Source organism: Bacillus sp. COPE52 (assembly GCF_003355115.1).
GTDB lineage: Bacteria > Bacillota > Bacilli > Bacillales > Bacillaceae_G > Bacillus_A > Bacillus_A toyonensis.
The window spans coordinates 1,634,000-1,649,730 of record NZ_CP031292.1; the positions used below are offsets into that span (position 1 = coordinate 1,634,000).

General features: G+C 35.3%; 17 protein-coding genes. 16 read left to right on the plus strand and 1 reads right to left on the minus strand.

The window, feature by feature from the left end:
* The first annotated feature begins 128 nt into the window (after positions 1-128).
* From flgB to DPQ31_RS08370, 16 genes are all read left to right on the plus strand, one after another.
* Positions 129-536 (plus strand): flagellar basal body rod protein FlgB, encoded by a 408-nt coding sequence (gene flgB, locus DPQ31_RS08295; protein WP_208731767.1) that lies wholly within the window; start codon positions 129-131, stop codon positions 534-536.
* Positions 537-556: 20 nt separating this feature from the next.
* Positions 557-970 carry a flagellar basal body rod protein FlgC gene (flgC, locus tag DPQ31_RS08300; protein ID WP_199632295.1) on the plus strand — a complete coding sequence of 138 codons (414 nt, stop codon included), beginning with the start codon at positions 557-559 and terminating at the stop codon, positions 968-970.
* 16 nt (positions 971-986) lie between these two features.
* A complete protein-coding gene (gene fliE / locus DPQ31_RS08305) occupies positions 987-1,286 on the plus strand; it encodes a flagellar hook-basal body complex protein FliE (RefSeq protein ID WP_079519207.1) in 300 nt (99 codons plus the stop codon).
* Between the two features lie 22 nt (positions 1,287-1,308).
* Complete coding sequence (gene fliF / locus DPQ31_RS08310; protein WP_199632294.1) at positions 1,309-2,883, plus strand: flagellar basal-body MS-ring/collar protein FliF; 1,575 nt, start codon at positions 1,309-1,311, stop codon at positions 2,881-2,883.
* 13 nt (positions 2,884-2,896) lie between these two features.
* On the plus strand, positions 2,897-3,901 hold the full coding sequence (gene fliG / locus DPQ31_RS08315; RefSeq protein ID WP_000883357.1) for a flagellar motor switch protein FliG: 1,005 nt from the start codon (positions 2,897-2,899) through the stop codon (positions 3,899-3,901).
* Positions 3,888-4,577, plus strand: coding sequence for a FliH/SctL family protein (locus tag DPQ31_RS08320; protein ID WP_199632293.1), 690 nt, complete (start codon positions 3,888-3,890; stop codon positions 4,575-4,577). Before fliG ends, DPQ31_RS08320 begins: the two co-directional genes overlap by 14 nt.
* Positions 4,574-5,878, plus strand: a complete 1,305-nt coding sequence (fliI, locus tag DPQ31_RS08325) for a flagellar protein export ATPase FliI (protein WP_208731768.1) — start codon at positions 4,574-4,576, stop codon at positions 5,876-5,878. The genes DPQ31_RS08320 and fliI overlap by 4 nt, the downstream gene beginning before the upstream one ends.
* A gap of 116 nt (positions 5,879-5,994) precedes the next feature.
* Positions 5,995-6,405 (plus strand): hypothetical protein, encoded by a 411-nt coding sequence (locus DPQ31_RS08330; protein ID WP_000360857.1) that lies wholly within the window; start codon positions 5,995-5,997, stop codon positions 6,403-6,405.
* Positions 6,406-6,415: 10 nt separating this feature from the next.
* Entirely contained in the window at positions 6,416-7,525 is a 1,110-nt protein-coding gene (locus DPQ31_RS08335) for a flagellar hook-length control protein FliK (protein ID WP_199632291.1), read from the plus strand.
* Between the two features lie 3 nt (positions 7,526-7,528).
* The gene (locus DPQ31_RS08340; RefSeq protein WP_199632290.1) at positions 7,529-8,107 is read left to right on the plus strand and encodes a flagellar hook assembly protein FlgD; all 579 of its coding nucleotides are present in this window, start codon (positions 7,529-7,531) and stop codon (positions 8,105-8,107) included.
* A gap of 16 nt (positions 8,108-8,123) precedes the next feature.
* On the plus strand, positions 8,124-9,347 hold the full coding sequence (locus tag DPQ31_RS08345; protein ID WP_199632289.1) for a flagellar hook protein FlgE: 1,224 nt from the start codon (positions 8,124-8,126) through the stop codon (positions 9,345-9,347).
* Between the two features lie 49 nt (positions 9,348-9,396).
* Entirely contained in the window at positions 9,397-9,732 is a 336-nt protein-coding gene (locus tag DPQ31_RS08350; protein ID WP_199632288.1) for a DUF3964 family protein, read from the plus strand.
* A gap of 305 nt (positions 9,733-10,037) precedes the next feature.
* The gene (locus DPQ31_RS08355; protein WP_000068323.1) at positions 10,038-10,523 is read left to right on the plus strand and encodes a hypothetical protein; all 486 of its coding nucleotides are present in this window, start codon (positions 10,038-10,040) and stop codon (positions 10,521-10,523) included.
* A 114-nt stretch (positions 10,524-10,637) separates the two neighbouring features.
* Positions 10,638-11,546, plus strand: coding sequence for a chemotaxis protein (locus DPQ31_RS08360; RefSeq protein ID WP_000075949.1), 909 nt, complete (start codon positions 10,638-10,640; stop codon positions 11,544-11,546).
* Positions 11,547-11,800: 254 nt separating this feature from the next.
* Positions 11,801-13,345 carry a hypothetical protein gene (locus DPQ31_RS29265; protein WP_261797510.1) on the plus strand — a complete coding sequence of 515 codons (1,545 nt, stop codon included), beginning with the start codon at positions 11,801-11,803 and terminating at the stop codon, positions 13,343-13,345.
* Between the two features lie 346 nt (positions 13,346-13,691).
* On the plus strand, positions 13,692-14,639 hold the full coding sequence (locus DPQ31_RS08370) for a DNA-binding domain-containing protein (RefSeq protein ID WP_208732086.1): 948 nt from the start codon (positions 13,692-13,694) through the stop codon (positions 14,637-14,639).
* 95 nt (positions 14,640-14,734) lie between these two features.
* Here DPQ31_RS08370 and DPQ31_RS08375 read toward each other — a convergent pair whose 3' ends face one another.
* Positions 14,735-15,526, minus strand: a complete 792-nt coding sequence (locus tag DPQ31_RS08375) for a flagellin N-terminal helical domain-containing protein (protein WP_208731769.1) — start codon at positions 15,524-15,526, stop codon at positions 14,735-14,737.
* Positions 15,527-15,731 lie beyond the last annotated feature (205 nt).

A 15,731-nucleotide genomic window follows, 5' to 3' on the forward strand; every position in this document is an offset into this window, starting at 1 on the left:
GAAAAATGGAATAAAATATGTAAGGGTACATAATAGTTAATATTTTAATAAACACATATAAGAAAATAAATAATGAAGTGAAACTTCCATCAGTGGATCATTAAGGTAGAAAAGGAAGGGTGTGGAATATGCCAGATTTAGTGAGTGATGTAAGCCACTATATGAATTATTTAGTGACGAAACGAAATACTGTTTCTAGTAATATTGCAAATGCGAATACGCCTGGCTATAAAGCACAAGATGTAACATTTGCTGAGCAGATGAGTAAGAGTAGTGCGTTATATAAGAACAATGCGGCTGATTTAAAGAGCAATCCAGATTTATATCAAACGGATGAAATGCACTTACCGACAGTAAATATGAAAAATACATATGCAAAGATTCAAACGAAATCAATGCAAATGAATCAAGATGGAAATAGTGTGGATGTAACGACAGAAATGCTAGATTTAATGAAAGTAAATCAGTTATACGGTATTTCAATTAATGCAATTAATACACAATATGCAATTAACCAAGCGGCACGTGGACGTTAAAGGTAGAAGGAGAGACAACGATGTTTCAGGCAATGAATGCAAGTGGCTCAGGACTAACGACAGCGAGAAAGTGGATGGAAGTTACTTCAAACAATATTGTAAATGCGAATACGACAGCGGCTCCGGGGGCAGATTTATATGATCGTCGTAGTGTGGTGCTAGAATCAAATAATAGTTTTGCAAGTATGTTAGACGGGGCTCCTACTAACGGAGTGAAAATAAAAAGTATTGAAGCGGACAAAACGGAAAACTTAGTGTATGATCCGACGCATCCGCACGCAAATGAAGAAGGATATGTACGTTATCCAAATATTGATGTAACTGCTGAAATGACGAATGTTATGGTTGCTCAAAAAATGTATGAAGCAAATACAAGTGTATTAAATGCGAACAAAAAAATGCTCGATAAAGATTTAGAAATTGGACGAGGATAAGGGGGAAGATAGGGATATGAAAATTCAACCAATGTTACATACACAGCCATTTGGAGCAATTCAGTCAATTGGTGCACCGAAAACTTCGGAAACATCTGTACCTGAGGGAAAAAAGTTTATTGATTTATTGGAAGATATGAATCAAACGCAAAATAATGCGCAAACAGCAGTATATGATTTATTAACAAAAGGGGTAGGAGAAACACATGACGTTTTAATACAGCAAAAAAAAGCTGAATCTCAAATGAAAACGGCTGCTCTCGTACGTGATAATCTTATTGAAAATTATAAGTCACTAATTAATATGCAAATTTAGGAAAGTGGACGGGTGTGTTTAAATGGAAAAGATAAAAAATGTTATCCAATCGTTAAAAACGTGGCATAAGTTAGTAATCGGTGCTGCGCTTTTAGCGGTTGTAACAGGAGCACTTTTATACTTCACCTTGCCAGATAAATATGTTGTTGTATATCAAAATTTAAATGATGCAGATAAGCAAGAGATTACAGCAGAATTATCGAAGTTAGGTGTCGATTACCAATTAGCGGCCGATGGTTCAATTCGTGTGCAAAAGAATGATGCTCCATGGGTTCGAAAAGAAATGAATGGAATGGGCTTACCGTTTAACTCTAAGAGTGGCGAGGAAATTTTATTAGAAAGCTCGCTCGGGTCAAGTGAGCAAGATAAAAAAATGAAGCAAATTGTCGGTACGAAAAAACAATTGGAGCAAGATATTGTACGAAATTTTGCGACGGTTGAAACGGCAAATGTTCAAATTACATTACCTGAAAAAGAAACAATTTTTGATGAAGAAAAAGCAAAAGGAACAGCGGCGATTACTGTTGGTGTGAAGCGTGGACAATTATTAACAGCTGATCAAGTTGCTGGTATACAGCAAATGATTAGTGCGGCAGTTCCTGGTGTGAAAGCAGAAGAAGTAAGTGTTATTGATAGTAAAAAAGGTATCATCTCAAAAGGAGCAGATGAAGCGCATTCTAACAGTTCCTCTTCTTATGAAAAAGAAGTAGAGATGCAGCATCAAATTGAAGGTAAATTAAAACAAGATATTGACGCAACGTTAATGACGATGTTTAAGTCAAATGAATATAAAGTGAATACGAAAGTGTCTGTAAACTACGATGAAGTTACACGTCAGTCCGAAAAATATGGCGATAAAGGTGTACTTCGTAGTAAACAAGAGCAAGAGGAAAGCTCTACTGCGCAAGAAGGAGCAGATACGAAGCAAGGTGCTGGTATTACAGCGAACGGTGAAGTGCCAAACTACGGTACGAACAATAATCAAAACGGTAAAGTTGTCTACGATAATAAAAATGGTAACAAAATTGAAAACTATGAAATAGATAAAACAGTTGAAACAATTAAAAAACATCCAGAATTAACGAAAACAAATGTTGTTGTATGGGTAGATAATGATACGTTAGTAAAACGTAGAATTGATATGACTACTTTCAAAGAAGCGATTGGCACAGCAGCTGGGCTTCAAGCTGATCCGAATGGAAACTTTACAAACGGTCAAGTTAACGTTGTAACTGTTCAGTTCGACCAGCCGAAAGTTGAAAAAGAGAAAGAGCCAGAAAAAAGTGGTATGAATTGGTGGTTATTCGGTGGAATTACAGCTGGCTTGTTAGCACTAATTGGCCTAGTATGGTTCTTCTTAGCAAGACGTAAGAAAAAGAGAGAAGAAGAGGAATATGAAGAATACTTAGCAGAAGAGGAAATTGCTGCAAGTAATGAAAGTATTCTGGAATTTCCTGAAGAAAAAATAGTGCCAGAGCCAACACCGGAACCAGAAGAACCGAAAGAACCAACGTTAGATGATCAAGTGCAGGAAGCTACGAAAGAACATGTAGAAGGTACTGCAAAAGTAATTAAAAAATGGTTAAATGGACAGTAAGGGAGGAACAACGATGTTAGATGAAATCTCCTCCAAAGAAAAAGCTGCCATCCTCATTCGTACATTAGACGAAGGGGTGGCAGCAAAAGTCATTGAATATATGACAGCTGAGGAAAAAGAAGTATTACTTCGTGAAATTGCGAAGTTTCGTGTATATAAACCAGAAACGTTAGAAAATGTGCTAGGGGAGTTCTTGTATGAATTAAATGTAAAAGAATTGAACTTAGTCACTCCAGATAAAGAGTACATTCGTCGCATATTTAAAAACATGCCAGAAGACGAGCTGGAAAAATTATTGGAAGATCTTTGGTATAACAAAGATAATCCGTTTGAGTTCTTAAATTCACTTACAGATTTAGAACCACTTCTTACAGTGCTCAATGATGAATCACCACAGACGATTGCAATAATCGCTTCTTACATTAAACCGCAACTTGCTTCTCAATTAATTGAGAGATTACCAGATCATAAACGAGTAGAGACGGTAATGGGTATTGCAAAACTAGAACAAGTTGATGGTGAATTAATTAATCAAATTGGTGAGTTGTTAAAAACGAAATTAAATAATATGGCATTTAGTGCAATTAATAAAACTGATGGCTTGAAAACGATCGTGAACATTTTAAATAATGTTTCACGAGGTGTTGAAAAAACAGTCTTTCAAAAGCTGGATGAAGTCGATTATGAGTTATCTGAGAAAATTAAAGAAAATATGTTTGTCTTTGAAGATTTACTTGGTCTTGAAGATCTTGCGCTTCGCCGTGTATTGGAAGAAATTACAGATAACGGTGTTCTTGCGAAAGCACTTAAAATTGCAAAAGAAGAAATTAAAGAGAAATTATTTACATGTATGTCTTCAAACCGTAAAGAGATGATTCTAGAAGAATTAGATGGCTTAGGACCGCTTAAGATGACGGATGCTGAAAAAGCGCAGCAAACGATTACAGGTACAGTTAAAAAGCTAGAAAAAGAAGGAAGAATTATCGTTCAAAGAGGTGAAGGGGATGTCCTTATTTAAAAACAGAATTCCGAAGAATTCTGTTTCTTTTTCTGAAGAAACGTATGAATTACAATTTCCAAAACCAGTTTCAGTCCAAATAGAAGAGGAAGAATTACAAGCTGATCATGCAGAGCTTCGCGCTCAGCAAGAATCATTACATATGGAAATGAATCAGTTAAGACAAGGGCAGCAAATGCTAGAACGAGAGCGTCAGCAGCTAGTACAAGATAAAGAACAATTTCAAATGCATATTCATGAACAAATGGAACAGATGAAAGCAGCACGTATGCAGTTTCAAAAAGAACAACAAGAAACAGCATACGAATGGACAGAGTTATTGTGGGATCAATCTTTTCATCTAGCAGAAAAAATTGTAAACCAAGCGGTAGATTCGCGATTACTTGATGTGTTACCAATTTTAACTGGCATCGTTCAAACGTTGCCTACTTCATTTGAAAAATTAATAATAACAGTACATCCAGAAACGTTTGAACGTATTCAAGAAGAGAAGGAAAATACGAAAGAGTATTGGTTACTACAATTAGTAGAATGGAAATATGATTTCTCCCTGCAGTTCGGTGAATTTGTTTTGGAGGAAGAGAAAGAGTTTTTTGAATTTAAATTTGCACCTATATTTGCGAAACTTCGTCAGAAATGGGAAGAAGAGAAGTTGTTTGAGGAGCAAAATGTATGAACAACAAGCTCATAAATGAACAGAATAAGTGGAATACGTTTATCGAAACACCGTTTTATACGAAAATTGGTAAAGTTCATAGTGTACAAGAACAGTTTTTCGTAGCGAAAGGACCGAAAGCAAAAATTGGCGATGTTTGTTTCGTTGGAGAACATAATGTTTTATGTGAAGTAATTGCGATTGAAAAAGAGAATAATATGTTACTCCCATTTGGACAGACAGAAAAAGTATGTTATGGGGATTCAGTTACATTAATTGCGGAAGATGTTATTGTACCTCGTGGTGATCATCTACTTGGAAAGGTGTTAAGTGCGAATGGTGAAGTGTTAAATGAGAACGCTGAAAATATTCCACTACAGAAAATAAAATTAGATGCCCCCCCTATCCATGCATTTGAGCGTGAAGAGATTACTGATGTATTTGAAACGGGAATAAAGTCCATTGATTCTATGTTAACAATTGGTATCGGTCAAAAGATTGGTATTTTTGCTGGATCAGGTGTTGGGAAATCTACTTTACTTGGAATGATTGCGAAAAACGCCAAGGCTGATATTAACGTTATTAGTTTAGTAGGAGAACGTGGCCGAGAAGTAAAAGACTTTATTCGAAAAGAATTAGGCGAGGAAGGAATGAGGAAAAGCGTTGTTGTTGTGGCGACGTCAGATGAAAGTCACCTTATGCAACTTCGCGCGGCAAAGCTTGCAACATCTGTTGCTGAATACTTCCGTGATCAAGGCAACAACGTACTACTCATGATGGATTCAGTTACTCGTTTTGCTGATGCGCGCAGAAGTGTTGATATTGCAGTGAAAGAGTTACCGATTGGTGGCAAAACACTGTTAATGGAAAGTTATATGAAGAAGCTGTTAGAGCGATCTGGGAAAACACAAAAAGGATCTATAACAGGAATTTATACCGTACTCGTTGATGGTGACGATTTAAACGGTCCTGTACCAGATTTAGCACGTGGTATTTTAGATGGACATATTGTATTAAAGCGTGAGCTTGCTACGCTTAGTCATTATCCTGCCATTTCAGTGTTAGATTCAGTAAGTAGGATTATGGAAGAAATTGTGTCGCCTAACCATTGGCAACTTGCAAATGAAATGAGAAAAATCTTATCTATTTATAAAGAAAATGAATTGTACTTTAAATTAGGGACGATTCAAGAAAATGAAGAAAATGCTTATATTTTTGAATGTAAAAATAAAGTAGAAGATATAAATACGTTTTTAAAGCAAGGTCGATCGGATAGTTACCAATTTGATGATATCGTTCAAGCGATACACCATATAGTATAAGGCCTCGTACGCGGAGGCCTTATTTTTTTGTTTTTTAATATTTCACAGATTTTTTTGGAAAAAAACTATATAATAGAAAAAGAGAGCGTTATAATAGGAAGGGGCTATGAAAACAGGTGGATAAACAGCAGTACGACACGATAAAATTGCAAATAAATCAAGAAAAAGAACATATTTTAAAAGAAGTGTATGAATTAACAGCTGAAAAAAGAAAAATAGAACAAAAAAAAGAATATGATTTATATGTTGTGAAGTCACGTAGCAAAGTCGTACAAACTGGTCAACGTATTATGGCTGGCATGCTTTCGTCACATACGTTTTCACCTGAAAGAATAGAAGAATGGAATCGAAAAATTAAAAAAACAGAAGGTTTTATTCAAAAAAATGAAAGCCTTTTAGAACAAGTAAAAGAAAAAGAACGTGTCATTGATGAAATGTATCAAGAAGATTGTAAGAAGCTTGCAAAAGTGCAAGAAAAGCTAGAAGAAAAAATGCTTCTTGATTTAAAAATGTGTATGAATGGATGAGGTGAATGTAGTGATACAGTCTGTATTACCGGTGCAACAAAGTTTACCTCCGCAAAAAGAAAAAGGGCTAGAAATACAATCGAAAAATGAAAATTCTTCATTCGATCGTACGTTGAGAATGGAAAATAAACAGCAGCCGAAAACGGAGAAAACGAAACGAGAAGAAGCACCAAAAGAAGAGGAAAAAGAATATAATCTTTCTAAACCATCGGTAACGAAAGAAGAACCAATTGTAAAGAAAGAAGAAAAAAAAGAGACAGAACAGTTGTTATTAGCTGTATCTGAGCAAATGGTTGCAATTGAGCAATTACGTGTGCAGCCAGAATTGTTATATCAATACATACAAAAAATACAAGAGCTGTATAAAGAATATGGAAATATAAAACTTAACGAATTACCCGCAGGTGAATTACAACAATTACAAGAGCTCCTTTCAAATATGAATATTAAAAATGCTATATGTTTAGAAGATACAATGCAAATGGTGTTAGACAAAGTGAAGATGCCAGAACAAACGATGCAGGCTTTGAAAGTTGTAGAGACAGAAACTTGTAATATTGCAAAGAAACAAGAAGAGTCTAAAGATGTAGACCTTATGAAATCAGAGAGCGATGATGTGAAGATAGAGTTGCCAGAAGGCGATTCGTTAAGCGATTCAATTTCAACGGGTGCGGAGGTATTAAATAAGGCGACGAGTACTGATCAAATCGGAAAATCAAATAGTGGCGCTGAGAAGGTTACATTACCTGACTTAGGAAAGAAAATGGAAGCGCAAGTAGAAGCATTGCAAAAATTTGTAGTGAAACAAGAACGTGTTTTATTCCAGCTAAATCCAGAAAAATTTGGTACGTTAACTGTGTTTATGAAAAAGCATGGAGATCAAATTGATGTGCATGTAGAAATGGAAAAACACGATGCAAAAAAACGTGTTGAAATCATTTTTGATGAATTGAGGCTAAAGTTAAAAGAAAAAGAAATAAATATTCAAATTAGCTATTCGGATAAAGATGAAAACCGTAAAGAACAGCGAGAACAAGAACAAAGGCAAAAGCAGAAATTAGCAAGTACGCAACATGAGAAACAACAATCAAAAGAATTTGCGGGATTATTGGAGGAATAAAGCGTGCCAACAGTTGGGTTAAATACAACGAGTACAAATCATATTCCGTTACAAGCAGGAGCGCAAGCAAAAAACGCATCTGTTAATGGTGTACAATCGCCAGTTCAACAAACAAACGGAGTTTCAGCAGGAGCGCAAAAGAGTCCTGGGGTAATGGGGAAAGATGATTTCCTAAAATTGTTTTTATCAAGTTTCCAACATCAAGATCCATTTAATGCAATGGATATGAATCAAATGATGAACCAGACAGCGCAGTTATCTCTTATGGAACAAGTGCAAAATATGACAAAAGCAGTTGACTCTTTAAGAACGACGATGTATTCGACAGCGCTTGATGGCGGTATGAAGTTTTTAGGGAAGTACGTAAGAGGTGTTGACGGCGACGGAAACAAAGTAACTGGTCAAGTAGAGACGGTTCGCCTTGCAGAGAATAACGATGTACAGCTCGTTATTAATAATAAAGTCGTATCTCTTCGTTTCGTTGAGAGAGTGTCTGATAAACCGATTGGAGAAACGAATCCAGAGGATGTCAAGAAAGAAGATCAAAAAACAACTGAAGAAGTAAAAACTACAAATTCATAAGGAGTGTCCATACGTTATGATTAAAGCGTTATATACAAGTATTACAGGAATGAATGCAACACAAAATGCATTAAGTGTAACTTCAAATAATATTGCCAATGCGCAAACAGTAGGTTATAAAAAACAAAAAGCAATGTTCGATGATTTACTATATAACAACTCAATTGGTTCAAAAGGTGACGGTAATTACGCAGGAACGAATCCGAAAAGTATTGGTAACGGTGTGAAAATGAGTGGTACGGTTACGGATTATAGTGATGGTACAATTACGTTAACTGGTGGCAAAACACAAGCAGCAATGGAAGGTAATGGTTTCTTCGTTGTAGGTGATTCAAAAGGCGGAAATATGGAATTTACTCGTAAAGGTACGTTTGGGATATCTTCTGATTACTATATTACGAATACTGAAGGTCAATACGTATTTGCATACCCTGCAAATGAGGCAACTGGTGAAGTTGATTTATCTGGAATCCCAGGACCGTTGCAAATTCCAATGGGAACAGCAATTGGTGGTATTCGAACATCGAAAGGGACAATTAAAGGGAACATTCCAACTGGTGAAAAACAAATTACACAAGATTTACCTGTATATGATAATGCGGGGAATACATGGACAATGCGTGTAGAGTTTAAACAAACGAGCGAACATAATTATACATATAAAGTACAGATGCGTAATGACTCGAAAAAAGAAACAGAGTTTAAGGATGTTCAAGGTGCAGGTGGTAATATGACATTTGATGCTGTTGGAAATCCTAATCCGAAAGAGCAAAGAGCCAATATTCCATTTGATGGCGGCTCTATAAATTTAGACTTAAGTCATTTAACAAACCATCCAACAGATAAAACATTATCAGTAACAGACGTAGATGGTAGAGCAGCGGCGACGGTTAAAGATTGCTTCATTGCTGACGGTGGATATGTGATGGTAAAATATTCTGATGGAAGTATGAAATCTGCTGGTCAATTAGCTGTTGCGATGTTCCCGAACGAAGGCGGTCTAATGAAAACAGGTAATGGTAACTATACAGCGACGAATACAACAGGTATTTTAGCACTTGGAGCATCTGGTCAAAACGGTGCAGGTAAAATACGTGGTGGCGCACAAGAAGGTGCGAACGTAGATTTATCTGTAGAGTTCGTTGACTTAATGCTTTACCAACGTGGATTCCAAGGAAATGCGAAAGTAATTAAAGTATCAGATGAAGTATTAAATGAAGTTGTAAACTTAATTCGATAATATAATATAAAGAAAACTTGTAATGTAGTAGAAAGGGTTTTTTATTCGTATGACAAGACAAGAGCGAATTTTACAATTGCCTTTTTTCGAAAATAAACGTGAACTTGCCGAGCAAGTGTTAAAAATGGAACGAGAAGAGCATGTATATTTACCGGATCAATTTGAAGTTAAGCAAGTGCCTCCGTATTCATTTGGTGAAAAGGAAGCAATCATTGGCCGTATTCATGAGTTTTATTTCGTAAGTGTTGGTAGTGATGGAGTTTTGAAGTATCAACTGTTTAAGGATGAGATGAAGTGCCGTGAGTTTTTTGTTACGTTATCAGGAATAACGGATCAGCAAATTGCGTTTTGGTTCAATAATATCGAGTTACTTAAAAGCTCTTAAAAGCCCTTAAAAGCCCTTAAAAGCCCTTTTAATGGTTTGAGAGATGTGGTAGGGTTATAAGTTGCTTATAAGGGTGCTCGAACGTTGTGGAAACAGCGGTATGAAGTGTTAGCAAGGTAGTTTAATAAGAGATAAGCAAAGTGTAGTATAGATAACAGCTATGGTTCTGAGGGGCTTGTAGTTGTAAGAATAGTGCTATGAAGAGGTACTGGGATGGTTGGAGATAAGATAATCATTTCATAGCGAACCAGTGCCTTTTGAATAGTTTGTGCTGATACATTTTTATAAAAGGAGAGGTGAGGAGGATGGCGCAGAATAAGTATCGCGTTACATTCATTTCGCCGAGTGAGGTTGAGCAGCGGACTGTAATGGCGGCCAGTAGTTTGCCAGATCTAATTCGTAAAGTGGAGAGTATTATCGCAGATTCGAACGGTTATTTTGTGAATGATAAAAAAAATAATTGCTATTTTAAAGTGATTAAAGAAAATGTTACGTTTATTCAATATGAGCTACTATTTTCGGATAAGGAAATTCATATTGAAAAATTAAAACATATAGCGCCGGCTATATTAAAACAATTATTTAAAAAAATAAACGACCCAGAACTATATGCACTCGCGTTACTTGATGTTGATATAGCGACGAAACAATATGTACTCGAAGAAATGAATCAAGAGTTAAGAATGAGAGTAGAAACGGAACTTTCAAAAAAATGGGAAGCAATGCCGACAGAAATTGTAGGAGCACAAGAAGTGTTATTAGAGGCACTTGCTTCATTTATACAAGATTAAGCGTCAATAAATCGTTCGACTATCTATATTTTTCATATAGGTAGTTGACTTTTTCGGTTTTATAAAGCTTAATAATTAGATATACGGAATTAATGGAAGGGGAGCGACACCTTTATGTCACAAGCTCAAAGTATTTTATTAGAAAGTGGAACAAATGAATTAGAGATTGTCACATATACTGTTGGTGAAAACCTATTTAGTATTAATGTAATGAAAGTACGTGAAATCATTAATCCATTTCCTGTTACAACTGTGCCAGAATCTCATCATGCAGTTGAAGGTGTTGTTCAAGTACGTGGTGAAATTTTACCTGTTATTAACTTAGCAACGGCTCTTAATTTAAAATCAACAAAGCCACTTGATCAAACGAAATTTATCATCTCAGAATTAAACCAAATGAAAGTTATTTTCCGCGTCGATGAAGTGCATCGTATTCAACGTATTTCGTGGGAACAAATTGATGAACCAGCTTCATTATCTATGGGATTAGAAGAAACGACATCTGGTATTGTAAAGCTGGATGGCAAAATCATTTTACTATTAGATTATGAAAAAATTGTATGTGAAATTAGTGGTACTGGTTATGACAATAAATCACTTTCAGGCTTAGAACAAAAAACAGATCGTGCTGAAAAAGTTATTTATATTGCAGAAGATTCAGCAATGCTTCGCCAAATACTAGAAGAAACTTTATCATCAGCTGGATATACGAAAATGAACTTCTTCAGCAATGGTGCGGAAGCATTAGCACAAATTGAAAAATTAGCGAAAGAGCAAGGGGAAAAAATGTTTGAACACATTCACTTGCTAATTACTGATATTGAAATGCCAAAAATGGATGGACATCATTTAACGAAAGTGGTTAAGGATGGTGAAATAATGAATCGTTTACCGGTCATTATTTTCTCTTCATTAATTACAAATGAATTATTCCATAAAGGTGAAGCTGTAGGAGCAAATGCTCAAGTAAGTAAGCCGGATATTCAAGAATTAATTGGTCTTGTTGATAAGTTAGTTTTATAAGAAAATATGTAATCATTTGGATTTTTTAAAATGTAAGGTAGTCAATTCATATATATGATTGATTACCTTATTTGATTGGCTTATATATTTAAAATTAAGTGTTACAGTTTTAATATATATTTTTATGATGAGAAAGTACTTAAAAATAAAAAAATCTACTAGCATATTTTTTAAAAAAGTAAGATAATATAACCTGTTAATATCCAATTATCTAATTATCTAATTATCGTTTTATTAAAACAGGAGGAATTATAATGAAAAAAAATAAAAATTCTAAATTTTTAACGAGTATTTGTGTGAGTTCAGCTTTGATGATTTCTGCTACAGCCCCATCTATTACAGCTTTAGCAGCAGGTAATCCATCCATAGCTCCAGCGACTTCAGCTATTAAGGTTGAAAATAAAAAAACAGGAGATACAGATACGATTTCAGTTGGTAATTTAGAGCCTGGAGATATTGTAAAAATATACAATGCGATTAAAGAAGAGAAGACATTGGCTACAGCAACAGTTGGGGAGAATAGTAAAGAAGGAACAATTACCAAAACAGATTTATTAACAGCAACAGGTGGTACAGTATACGTAACAGTTACTAAGGCAGGAAAAGAAGAAAGTACACGTGTGGCTGTAAAGTATGCAGCTGAGCCAGTAACAAAAGCGCCAGTGGCAGGAGCAATCACAGTAGTGAATAATAAAACTGGTGTGAAAGATGTAGTGACAGTGACAGGAGTTAAAACAGGCGACGTAGTCAAAGTATACGACGCAGCAACAAAAGGAACGGAACTAGGAAAAGCAACAGTGGGAGAAAATGCGGTAGAAGCAAAAGTAGAAATTGGTCAAATCGCAAAAGATGCAAAAACAAAAGGAAATGTATACGTAAGTGTACAAGGTAAAGGTGAGTTAGAAAGTACGCGTACAGTGAAAGCATATGATGCAGAAATCACAGTAACGCCAGCGGCGTCAGTAATTAAAACAGCGAACAACGCAACAGGAGAAGAAGATACAATCACAGTGAGTAAGTTAGAAGCCGGTGATGTAGTCAAAGTATATGACGCAGCAACAGAAGGAAAAGAAATCGGAACAGCAACAGTAAAAGCGGATGAAGCAGAAGCTGTAATTACGAAAAAAGATTTATTCGTAGCAACAGGTGGCACAGTGTACGTAACAGTGACAAAAACAAATAAAGAAGAAAGTGCTCGTGTGGCAGTGAAATATGCAACTGAAACAGTAACAAAAGCGCCAGTGGCGGGGGCAATCACAGTAGTGAATAATAAAACTGGTGTGAAAGATGTAGTGACAGTGACAGGAGTTAAAACAGGCGACGTAGTCAAAGTATACGACGCAGCAACAAAAGGAACGGAACTAGGAAAAGCAACAGTGGGAGAAAATGCGGTAGAAGCAAAAGTAGAAATTGGTCAAATCGCAAAAGATGCAAAAACAAAAGGAAATGTATACGTAAGTGTACAAGGTAAAGGTGAGTTAGAAAGTACGCGTACAGTGAAAGCATATGATACAGAAATTACAGCCGCTCCAAATGTAAATAATATTGTTGTATTAAATAATGATGCTGGTGATGATATTGTTCGAGTGACAGGCTTAAAAGCAGGAGATGTAGTCAAAGTATATGATGCGGTAAAAGAAGGTAACGAGCTGAAATCAGCAACCGTTGCTGACTCAAAAACGGCAGTAAATGTTAAAATTCCTCAATTAGGTGAGGAAGCAGGAAAGGTATACATTACAGTAACAAACGTGAATAAGGAAGAAAGTGTACGTGTAGAAAAAGATTTTATAGGCGAATAAAAGGGTAGAATATTAAAAATTAGTAGTTCAATAGAGAGCGCCAGGAGGATGTAGATCTCTTGGCGTTCTTGTTTTTGGTTAAGCAATATAGATAGTAATAAAAATGTTATTTTAAAAAACGGAAATATTTAAATTTGAGGGCAGAATGCTTTTTCTATAAATGAAATAGCTGAATCTTATTTTATACTTTTTATACTTTTTATATTTTTTATATCTTTTTGTATGTTAATTATTTGACAGATAATTTCGAAATGTTATAATATGGATATGCAAAAATTGCTATTTTCTTAAAAGACATGGGAGTCAGATGAGAATTGTGAAAGAATGAGGGGGAGTGGCACAGATTATGTATCACCACACAGCAATCAATGTATTAAAACTTTTACAAAACATGTCAAATAATAAAATGAATGATATGAAATTAGAAGCGGAATTAAAAAAAATAGAGAAACAATTTCGAGTGGAGTATGAAGAGTTAGTCGATTTATATAATAGAATGGTTTTATTCCAAATAGATATAGAAAAACATGGCGGTATGCGAGCATATGAAAAATCAACTATTACATGGCTGAAGTCTGAGCTAGAGTTACTGTATGAAGTGTATCAATTTTGTCAACGTCACGGTTTAAACATTTTAAATATTTCAAAATACGTAAGTAAAAATGAACTAAATTTTTTTCCGAAAACAGAAAGTCAATTGCAAAATACGTATTATAAATTGAAAAAACGTGAAATACCGTTTGAAAATATTGAAAAACAAAAACCAGGACGAAAGCGAAAATATACACCCGTAAAAGAACAAATCGTTGAAATAAAAAAAGAAAACAAGCAAGAAGTAAGAAAAGAAGTTCAAAATACAGAGAATGAAAAAAGCCTTGTGACAGTTATATCTGGTATCGTTGATAATTTTGAAACAATTAGTCAATGGAGTGAAAGAAAAGAAGATGAACTCCATCAGTTTATGGAAGGTATTTATAAGCTTTCAAGCATGGCTGCTGGGCGTTCGGAAAATGAAAAGAACGTACGTGGTCTCGAAGGCGAATTACATGTATTACGAGCTGAAAATGAACGACTAAAGCGTGAAAAGGAAGAGCTTGTTCATGATATAAAAGAAATGACGCATCATTTAATTCATTTCATTACGAGTTCTGATATTGATCAAATTCGCACATTGCCTGTCTTCGTAAAAGAATGTAAACAAGATTTGCATAAATTAGGATTATATAACGCACAAGACGGGAAAATGAAAATTATGGTTGATCGTAGTGGACAGGTTATGACTGTAACGCAGTAATAAAATTTGGGTACAAAATAAAAGGGAGATACATAGTTTATATGTATTTCCCTTTTATTTTGTATGGAATCGTTCCAAAAAAAGAAGATGAATGTTTACGATTGTAGTAATTTAGAAACCATTTGCGGTATTTGATTAGCCTGTGAAACCTTACTGAGCGTAACTTCAGTGAACAATTTAAACTTTAAAAAATCGCTCATTTCCTGCACCATATCCGCATCTTCAATTCGAGAAGATGCCTCTGTTAGAGCCATACTTTGGCTATTTAAATTTTCATTATTAAACTGTAAACGATTCATCATGGCACCGAGATCGGCACGATGATGTGATACATTTTGTAAAGCCTCTTCAATTTTACGAATTGCCGCTCTTGCTTCTTGTTCTGTTGAAATGTTGATGTCATGTTGTGTAGGGGAAGGGGGAATATGTTTCGACATATGTACTGTATGACCAATATCATCTAACGTAACAGTACGACTTTGTCCGTCAAATGCAGATAAATCATTAAACTCATTTGTCTCACCAATATAGCCAATTTGCTCTGTTAAAGATTGAAACTCTTTATTCAGCGCATCACGGTTTTTATTTGAATTTGTACTGTTCACGGATTGAACAGCTAAATCACGCATACGCTGTAAAATATTCGTAACAGTTTGAAGGGCAGCTTCTGCCATGCGAAGCATCGATATCGCATCCTCTTTATTACGAATTGCAGCGCGCATACCAGTCGTCCTCGCATGCATACGAGTCACAATTGCAACATTAGCGGGAGCGTTATTCAACTTCTTACCAGTCGCCAAATGCTCCATCGTAACATTCATACGTTTCTCATTCTCATACAACGACTGCCTAGCATTTATACTCAAAACATTCGTACCAATATGCATAATAGACACTCCTTATAGGTTTATATAGTCAGTGTTCTAAAGCTAATAAACGGCTATAGAAAGGCAAAAAGGGTCTATGCTCAGTTGCTGTTAGTGTTTTAGCATAAGAGGAAATCAAAATAGGCACTGACCGCTTCTACACATCGCGAATGCTCTTTTATCCTGAAAAAAGAAAGGTTTTACAAATAATTCATTTATATAGAAA

What these genes read in the sequence shown, in the direction of transcription:
- DPQ31_RS29265 (WP_261797510.1), top strand. Translation starts at nt 11,801, where the DNA reads ATGAAAAAAAATAAAAATTCTAAATTTTTAACGAGTATTTGTGTGAGT.
- DPQ31_RS08360 (WP_000075949.1), top strand. Translation starts at nt 10,638, where the DNA reads ATGTCACAAGCTCAAAGTATTTTATTAGAAAGTGGAACAAATGAATTA.
- DPQ31_RS08370 (WP_208732086.1), top strand. Translation starts at nt 13,692, where the DNA reads ATGTATCACCACACAGCAATCAATGTATTAAAACTTTTACAAAACATG.
- fliG (WP_000883357.1), top strand. Translation starts at nt 2,897, where the DNA reads ATGTTAGATGAAATCTCCTCCAAAGAAAAAGCTGCCATCCTCATTCGT.
- DPQ31_RS08350 (WP_199632288.1), top strand. Translation starts at nt 9,397, where the DNA reads ATGACAAGACAAGAGCGAATTTTACAATTGCCTTTTTTCGAAAATAAA.
- DPQ31_RS08320 (WP_199632293.1), top strand. Translation starts at nt 3,888, where the DNA reads ATGTCCTTATTTAAAAACAGAATTCCGAAGAATTCTGTTTCTTTTTCT.
- flgC (WP_199632295.1), top strand. Translation starts at nt 557, where the DNA reads ATGTTTCAGGCAATGAATGCAAGTGGCTCAGGACTAACGACAGCGAGA.
- fliE (WP_079519207.1), top strand. Translation starts at nt 987, where the DNA reads ATGAAAATTCAACCAATGTTACATACACAGCCATTTGGAGCAATTCAG.
- DPQ31_RS08355 (WP_000068323.1), top strand. Translation starts at nt 10,038, where the DNA reads ATGGCGCAGAATAAGTATCGCGTTACATTCATTTCGCCGAGTGAGGTT.
- DPQ31_RS08345 (WP_199632289.1), top strand. Translation starts at nt 8,124, where the DNA reads ATGATTAAAGCGTTATATACAAGTATTACAGGAATGAATGCAACACAA.
- flgB (WP_208731767.1), top strand. Translation starts at nt 129, where the DNA reads ATGCCAGATTTAGTGAGTGATGTAAGCCACTATATGAATTATTTAGTG.
- fliF (WP_199632294.1), top strand. Translation starts at nt 1,309, where the DNA reads ATGGAAAAGATAAAAAATGTTATCCAATCGTTAAAAACGTGGCATAAG.
- fliI (WP_208731768.1), top strand. Translation starts at nt 4,574, where the DNA reads ATGAACAACAAGCTCATAAATGAACAGAATAAGTGGAATACGTTTATC.
- DPQ31_RS08375 (WP_208731769.1), bottom strand. Translation starts at nt 15,526, where the DNA reads ATGCATATTGGTACGAATGTTTTGAGTATAAATGCTAGGCAGTCGTTG.